Source organism: Pseudoalteromonas sp. H71 (assembly GCF_001468485.1).
Classification (GTDB): domain Bacteria; phylum Pseudomonadota; class Gammaproteobacteria; order Enterobacterales; family Alteromonadaceae; genus Pseudoalteromonas.
In genome coordinates this window covers 1-6,676 of the sequence record NZ_LODI01000003.1, presented here as the reverse complement: position 1 = coordinate 6,676, position 6,676 = coordinate 1, and the positions used below count along the sequence as shown (strand labels likewise).

The following is a 6,676-nucleotide window of genomic DNA, read 5'->3' as shown; positions in this document are numbered from 1 at the left end:
CAGATGAGAATGTACGCCGTAAAGAGGCTAAGAAGAAGTAAGGTAAGACGATGGATAAAAAAACAGCTCGTCTACGTCGTGCTAAACGCACTCGTAGAAATTATATTGAACAAGGCACAACGCGTCTTGTTATCCACCGCACGCCACGTCACATTTACGCTCAAGTAATTAATGCTGAGGGTAATGTACTGGCTGCTGCTTCTACTGTTGAGAAGGCTATTAGCGAAACAGTTAAAGGCACCGGTAACGTTGAAGCTGCGCAAGCAGTTGGCAAAGCGGTTGCTGAACGTGCGGCTGACAAAGGCATCGAAAAGATTGCTTTTGATCGCAGTGGCTTTAAATATCACGGCCGTGTGAAGGCGCTAGCTGATGCTGCGCGTGAAGCCGGTTTGCAATTCTAGGAGTAGACAATGGCTAACGTAGAAGCAAAGCAACAACAGCCTGATCTAGCTGAAAAGCTAATCGCGGTAAACCGTGTGTCTAAAGTAGTTAAAGGTGGTCGTATCTTTAGCTTTACTGCACTAACTGTAGTTGGTGACGGCGCAGGTAAAGTAGGTTTTGGTTATGGTAAAGCACGTGAAGTTCCAGCTGCTATTCAAAAAGCAATGGAAAAAGCACGTCGCAACATGATCAATGTAGACCTAAATGGCAATACATTACAGCATCCTGTTAAGGGACGTCATGCTGGCTCACTAGTGTTCATGAAACCAGCCTCTGAAGGTACTGGTATCATCGCAGGTGGCGCTATGCGTGCAGTACTAGAAGTGACTGGTGTTCAGAACGTACTATCTAAATGTTACGGTTCTACTAACCCAATCAACGTAGTACGTGCAACGATTTCGGCTCTTGAGAATATGAATTCTCCACAGTCTATCGCTGCAAAACGTGGCCTTCGCGTAGAAGAAATACTGGGGTAACCATGGCTAATCAAACTGTAAAAGTAACACAAGTAAAAAGCTCTATCGGTCGTTTACCGAAGCATAAAGCTACATTACGCGGTCTTGGTTTACGTCGTATCAATCACACTGTTGAGTTAGAAGACACAGCATGTGTACGTGGTATGATAAACAAGGTTTCTTACATGGTTAAGGTAGAGGGTTAATTTCATGCATTTGAATACACTTTCACCTGCTGCAGGTTCAAAAACTGCCCCTAAACGTGTTGGTCGTGGTATCGGTTCTGGTCTTGGTAAGACTGGTGGCCGTGGTCACAAAGGTCAAAAGTCACGTTCTGGCGGTAAAGTACGCGTTGGTTTTGAAGGCGGTCAAATGCCTATGCAACGTCGTCTACCTAAATTTGGTTTTACTTCACGCAAATCTTTAGTATCTGCAGAAGTTAACCTTTTTGAAATCGCTAAAGTTGAAGGCGATGTGGTAGACCTAAGCGCGTTACAAGCAGCTGGTCTAGTTAAAAAGAACGTTCTTTTCGTTAAAGTTGTTAAATCTGGTGAAGTTTCACGCGCTGTTACACTTAAAGGCCTCAAAGCCTCTAAGGGTGCACGCGAAGCTATTGAAGCTGCCGGAGGCAAGGTAGAAGACTAAGGAAGTACAAATGGCTAAACCAGGTCAAGATACACAAAGTGCACAAAGTGGGCTTTCGGAATTGAAGCGTCGATTACTCTTCGTATTGGGCGCTATCATAATTTACCGTCTAGGTTCATTTGTGCCGATCCCTGGGATTGACGCCGCTGTACTTGCCGATTTCTTCGAGCAACAAAAGGGCACCATTGTTGAAATGTTCAACATGTTCAGTGGTGGTGCACTTGAGCGTGCTTCAGTGTTAGCACTGGGTATTATGCCGTATATCTCGGCTTCGATTATTACGCAACTATTAACGCATATGTATCCTCCGTTTATAGAGCTTAAGAAAGAAGGTGAGCAAGGGCGTAAAAAAATTAGCCAGTACACACGCTACGGCACGCTTGTGCTAGCTACTATTCAATCTATCGGTATTGCTACTAGCTTACCGGGCATGATGAACGGGTTAGTTGTTAACCCGGGTATGGGTTTCTATTTCACCGCTGTGGTGAGTTTAGTAACAGGTACTATGTTCCTTATGTGGTTGGGTGAACAAATAACAGAACGTGGTATCGGTAACGGTATTTCAGTTCTAATATTTGTTGGTATTGTAGCTAACTTGCCGTCTGCTATTGGTTCGACAGTCGAAATGGCGCGCCAAGGTGATTTGAATGTTTTTGTACTACTTATGGTTGCGGTTATAGTATTCGCTGTTACTTATCTTGTAGTGTTTTTCGAACGTGGACAACGACGTATTGTTGTTAACTACGCTAAACGCCAACAAGGTCGTCAAGTATTTGCTGCTCAAAGCACGCATTTACCACTAAAAGTAAACATGGCGGGTGTTATTCCACCAATCTTTGCTAGTAGTATAATTCTGTTCCCTGGTACAATTGCTAGCTGGTTCGGCCAAGGTGAAGGTCCTGTCGCTGATGCATTACAAGCTGTAGCTACAACGTTGACTCCAGGTCAACCTTTGTACTCACTTGTTTTAGCTGCGGCTATTATCTTCTTCTGCTTTTTCTACACAGCGTTGGTATTTAACCCGCGTGAAACTGCAGATAACCTTAAGAAATCTGGCGCATTTATCCCAGGTATTCGTCCAGGTGAGCAGACATCTAAATACATTGATAAAGTGATGACACGCCTGACATTGGCAGGTGCTTTGTATATAACCTTTATCTGTCTGGTGCCCGAATTCATGACTATGGCATGGCAAACGCCATTCTATTTCGGCGGTACATCAATTTTGATTATCGTTGTTGTAATCATGGACTTTATGGCACAAGTACAGACTCACCTGATGTCTCATCAGTATGATTCTGTGCTGAAAAAAGCGAACCTTAAAGGCTACGGTCGATAAGGTCAGTTTACGGAGTTGAGCAATGAAAGTACGTGCTTCCGTTAAGAAAATATGCCGTAACTGTAAAGTTATTAAACGTGCTGGTGTAGTACGCGTAATTTGCAGTGAGCCTAAGCATAAGCAAAGGCAAGGCTAAGTAAACAGTCGTGCAGGCTGAGATTTCTCGGCCTGTGTTTTTAGTAGTGATTTGGTCTTCGTTTGAGTATCCTTACGGGCTTTTCAAACTTTTGATTACCAAATTCGAATATAGGAGATGTGTTAGTGGCCCGTATTGCTGGCATTAACGTCCCTGATCATAAACATGCAGTTATTGGTTTAACAGCTATTTATGGCATAGGTAAGACTCGCTCTAAGGCTATCTTAGCAGCGACTGGTATCGCCGAAACCACAAAAATCGGTGAACTTTCTGACGAAACACTTGACGTACTGCGTGATGCAGTTGGCAAGTACACTGTTGAAGGTGACCTTCGTCGTGAAGTTACATTAAATATCAAGCGCCTTATGGACCTTGGTTGTTACCGTGGCCTACGTCACCGTCGCTCTTTACCACTTCGTGGTCAAAGAACTAAGACTAACGCGCGTACCCGTAAGGGTCCTCGTAAGCCTATTAAGCGATAAGGGGATAGTATTATGGCTAAGACACCAATTCGTCGTAAAAAGGTTAAAAAACAAGTTGCTGATGGTATGGCTCATGTTCATGCTTCTTTCAACAACACTATTGTAACGATTACCGACCGTCAAGGTAATGCACTATCATGGGCTACTGCCGGTGGTTCAGGTTTTCGTGGTTCACGTAAATCTACACCATTTGCTGCTCAGGTTGCTGCAGAGCGTGCAGGTACTGCTGCTCAAGAATACGGTTTAAAAAATCTAGAAGTTTTCATCAAAGGTCCAGGTCCAGGTCGTGAATCTGCTGTACGTGCTTTGAATGCTGCTGGTTACCGTATTACCAACATTACTGACGTGACGCCAATACCACATAATGGTTGTCGTCCACCGAAGAAACGTCGCGTTTAACAATAGGTTAGGAGAAATAACATGGCAAGATATTTGGGCCCTAAGCTCAAGCTGAGTCGTCGTGAAGGTACTGACCTGTTCCTTAAGAGCGGCGTAAGAGCTATCGACTCTAAGTGTAAACTTGAGACTGCACCTGGTCAGCACGGCGCTCGTAAAGGTCGTCTATCTGATTACGGTTTACAATTACGTGAAAAGCAAAAAGTTCGTCGTATCTACGGTGTACTAGAAAAGCAGTTCCGTAACTACTATAAAGAAGCTGCTCGCCTTAAAGGTAATACAGGTGAAAACTTGTTACAGCTTTTAGAGCAACGTTTAGACAATGTTGTATATCGCATGGGTTTTGCTAGCACACGCGCTGAAGCACGTCAGTTAGTAAGCCACAAAGCGATTCTAGTTAATGGTCGTGTTGTGAACATTCCTTCATACGTAATTACTCCAGAAGATACTGTAGTAATCCGTGAGAAGTCTAAGACACAAGCACGTATCATCGCTGCTCTAGAGTTGGCTGAGCAACGTGAAAAGCCGACTTGGGTTGAAGTTGACGGTAAGAAATTGGAAGGCAGCTTTAAGCGTCTACCTGAGCGTTCAGACCTGTCTGCGGACATTAATGAACAACTAATCGTCGAACTTTACTCTAAGTAAAGTTAAGAGTTAAGAGAGGATAAAATGCAGGGTTCTGTTACAGAATTTCTAAAACCAAGGTTAGTCGACATCGACGCTATAAACCCAACGCGTTCTAAAATAGTTTTAGAACCATTAGAGCGTGGCTTTGGTCACACTCTGGGTAATGCTTTACGCCGTATATTACTTTCATCTATGCCTGGATGTGCAGTAACTGAAGTAGAAATCGACGGTGTATTACATGAGTACAGCGCGAAAGAAGGCGTTCAAGAAGACATCATTGAAATACTATTAAACCTTAAAGGTTTAGCAGTAACGTTAGAAGGCAAAGATGAAGTTTTTCTGACCCTGACTAAATCTGGTGTAGGCCCTGTTACTGCGGCTGATATTCAGCACGATGGCGATGTAACAATTGCTAATCCAGATCACGTTATCTGTAATTTAACTACAGGTAACAGCGAGATCAGCATGCGTATTCGTGTTGAGCGCGGTCGTGGTTATGTGCCGGCATCTAGTCGTTTATCCTCTGATGACGATGAGCGTCCAATTGGTAGATTGTTGCTTGATGCATCATTCAGCCCAGTTGAACGTATTGCGTACTCGGTTGAATCAGCTCGAGTTGAGCAACGTACAGATTTAGACAAATTAATCATTGATATGGAAACAAACGGTACATTAGATCCTGAAGAAGCGATCCGCCGTGCGTCTACTATCTTAGCTGAGCAATTAGATGCATTCGTAGATTTACGTGATGTAACTGAGCCAGAAGAGAAAGAAGAGAAACCAGAATTCGATCCTATTCTGCTTCGTCCAGTCGATGATCTTGAACTAACAGTACGCTCAGCAAATTGTTTGAAAGCCGAGCAAATTCAATATATCGGTGATTTAGTTCAGCGCACTGAAGTTGAGCTTCTTAAAACGCCTAATTTAGGTAAGAAGTCTCTAACTGAAATTAAAGACGTGCTAGCTTCACGTGGTCTTTCTCTAGGTATGCGCCTAGAAAATTGGCCACCTGCAAGTTTAGCTGAATAATCTAAATCACTATATTAGTTTAGTTAGAAGGATAGGGTCATGCGCCATCGTAAGAGTGGTCGTCAATTAAACCGTAACAGTAGCCATCGTAAAGCGATGTTCAGCAATATGGCAGGTTCTTTGGTGAAACATGAAATCATCAAAACAACTTTGCCAAAAGCGAAAGAGTTACGTCGTGTAATTGAACCTTTAATCACACTGGCTAAGACTGACAGTGTAGCAAACCGCCGTTTAGCGTTTGCTCGCACGCGCGACAATGAAGTTGTTGGTAAATTATTCAGTGAAATCGGTCCACGTAATGCGGATCGTCCAGGTGGTTACACTCGTATTCTTAAGTGTGGCTTCCGTACTGGTGATAATGCACCAATGGCTTATATTGAACTAGTTGGTCGCCCAGCGACTAGCGAAGAAGTTCAAGAAGACGCACAGTCTGCAGAGTAAGTCTTAAAGAAACCTAAAAGCCGAGCATATGCTCGGCTTTTTTAATGTCTAAATTTCACTCAAACCGGATATACCGTTTGCTCGATATTATTAGTAAATTAACTCTCCTTCCTTTCATCTTGTAAATCAGCCTGATTAGAATAGAAAACAATAGTGCAATTGTATTGAGAATTGTTACTTTTTACTTACTGAAAAAGTTATTTATTCAATAGCGCCATAACATCGTAACGACTGAGATGGTTGATTGGTATAAACAGAAAAAAGCCATAACAGATTATATGTAGTAATAGCGTATTAACTTTACACACTTGAATTTCTGACTGATGAACTTATTTGCCACAAATCTAAATGGCCATGTTTAATTAAACAATTAGTTTTCTGGATAATCTAAGCAGCAATTATAAAAAGCTTCTTTCAAACAATCAGCTTTAATAGCTTTAAAGGTCAAATATGAGTAGGTTTAGTTGCCTTTTTGACCGTTTAGCCTAAATTCCCAGCGAACAACATGTTTTTTCAAGTTTTCTTCAAAAAAGGGTTGATCTGTTTTTGGATCTCCCTATAATGCGACCCCACTGAGACGGCAGAGCAGGCAACGCTTAGCGAGCCAAGCAAACCACATTAGTGAGTCGAGTGAAACTTAGGTTTAGATTTTTATAAAGTTTAAAATTAAGTGTTGACAAAAACA

11 protein-coding genes are annotated in these 6,676 nt (G+C 42.5%); all 11 read left to right on the top strand.

Features of this window, described 5'->3' with window-relative positions; genetic code table 11:
- Positions 1–50 precede the first annotated feature (50 nt).
- The 11 genes from rplR to rplQ all read left to right on the top strand — a co-directional run bounded on the left by rplR (position 51) and on the right by rplQ (position 5,991).
- A complete protein-coding gene (gene rplR, locus ATS71_RS03515) occupies positions 51–401 on the top strand; it encodes a 50S ribosomal protein L18 (protein ID WP_006794248.1) in 351 nt (116 codons plus the stop codon).
- Between the two features lie 9 nt (positions 402–410).
- Entirely contained in the window at positions 411–917 is a 507-nt protein-coding gene (gene rpsE, locus ATS71_RS03510) for a 30S ribosomal protein S5 (protein ID WP_006794249.1), read from the top strand.
- A gap of 2 nt (positions 918–919) precedes the next feature.
- Positions 920–1,102, top strand: coding sequence for a 50S ribosomal protein L30 (gene rpmD / locus ATS71_RS03505; protein ID WP_002959482.1), 183 nt, complete (start codon positions 920–922; stop codon positions 1,100–1,102).
- A 4-nt stretch (positions 1,103–1,106) separates the two neighbouring features.
- The gene (gene rplO, locus ATS71_RS03500; protein WP_006794250.1) at positions 1,107–1,541 is read left to right on the top strand and encodes a 50S ribosomal protein L15; all 435 of its coding nucleotides are present in this window, start codon (positions 1,107–1,109) and stop codon (positions 1,539–1,541) included.
- 10 nt (positions 1,542–1,551) lie between these two features.
- On the top strand, positions 1,552–2,880 hold the full coding sequence (gene secY, locus ATS71_RS03495) for a preprotein translocase subunit SecY (RefSeq protein WP_058403567.1): 1,329 nt from the start codon (positions 1,552–1,554) through the stop codon (positions 2,878–2,880).
- Positions 2,881–2,902: 22 nt separating this feature from the next.
- Positions 2,903–3,016 (top strand): 50S ribosomal protein L36, encoded by a 114-nt coding sequence (rpmJ, locus tag ATS71_RS03490; RefSeq protein ID WP_002959476.1) that lies wholly within the window; start codon positions 2,903–2,905, stop codon positions 3,014–3,016.
- 125 nt (positions 3,017–3,141) lie between these two features.
- Entirely contained in the window at positions 3,142–3,498 is a 357-nt protein-coding gene (gene rpsM, locus ATS71_RS03485) for a 30S ribosomal protein S13 (RefSeq protein WP_006794252.1), read from the top strand.
- Between the two features lie 12 nt (positions 3,499–3,510).
- A complete protein-coding gene (gene rpsK, locus ATS71_RS03480) occupies positions 3,511–3,897 on the top strand; it encodes a 30S ribosomal protein S11 (protein ID WP_002959471.1) in 387 nt (128 codons plus the stop codon).
- Positions 3,898–3,918: 21 nt separating this feature from the next.
- A complete protein-coding gene (rpsD, locus tag ATS71_RS03475) occupies positions 3,919–4,539 on the top strand; it encodes a 30S ribosomal protein S4 (RefSeq protein ID WP_002959461.1) in 621 nt (206 codons plus the stop codon).
- Positions 4,540–4,563: 24 nt separating this feature from the next.
- Complete coding sequence (locus ATS71_RS03470) at positions 4,564–5,550, top strand: DNA-directed RNA polymerase subunit alpha (RefSeq protein ID WP_008127834.1); 987 nt, start codon at positions 4,564–4,566, stop codon at positions 5,548–5,550.
- 39 nt (positions 5,551–5,589) lie between these two features.
- Positions 5,590–5,991, top strand: a complete 402-nt coding sequence (gene rplQ, locus ATS71_RS03465; protein WP_006794892.1) for a 50S ribosomal protein L17 — start codon at positions 5,590–5,592, stop codon at positions 5,989–5,991.
- The last annotated feature ends 685 nt before the right edge of the window (positions 5,992–6,676 follow it).

Coding starts and splice junctions, on each gene's coding strand:
- rplR (WP_006794248.1), top strand. CDS start 51: ATGGATAAAAAAACAGCTCGTCTACGTCGTGCTAAACGCACTCGTAGA.
- rpsE (WP_006794249.1), top strand. CDS start 411: ATGGCTAACGTAGAAGCAAAGCAACAACAGCCTGATCTAGCTGAAAAG.
- rpmD (WP_002959482.1), top strand. CDS start 920: ATGGCTAATCAAACTGTAAAAGTAACACAAGTAAAAAGCTCTATCGGT.
- rplO (WP_006794250.1), top strand. CDS start 1,107: ATGCATTTGAATACACTTTCACCTGCTGCAGGTTCAAAAACTGCCCCT.
- secY (WP_058403567.1), top strand. CDS start 1,552: ATGGCTAAACCAGGTCAAGATACACAAAGTGCACAAAGTGGGCTTTCG.
- rpmJ (WP_002959476.1), top strand. CDS start 2,903: ATGAAAGTACGTGCTTCCGTTAAGAAAATATGCCGTAACTGTAAAGTT.
- rpsK (WP_002959471.1), top strand. CDS start 3,511: ATGGCTAAGACACCAATTCGTCGTAAAAAGGTTAAAAAACAAGTTGCT.
- rpsD (WP_002959461.1), top strand. CDS start 3,919: ATGGCAAGATATTTGGGCCCTAAGCTCAAGCTGAGTCGTCGTGAAGGT.
- ATS71_RS03470 (WP_008127834.1), top strand. CDS start 4,564: ATGCAGGGTTCTGTTACAGAATTTCTAAAACCAAGGTTAGTCGACATC.
- rplQ (WP_006794892.1), top strand. CDS start 5,590: ATGCGCCATCGTAAGAGTGGTCGTCAATTAAACCGTAACAGTAGCCAT.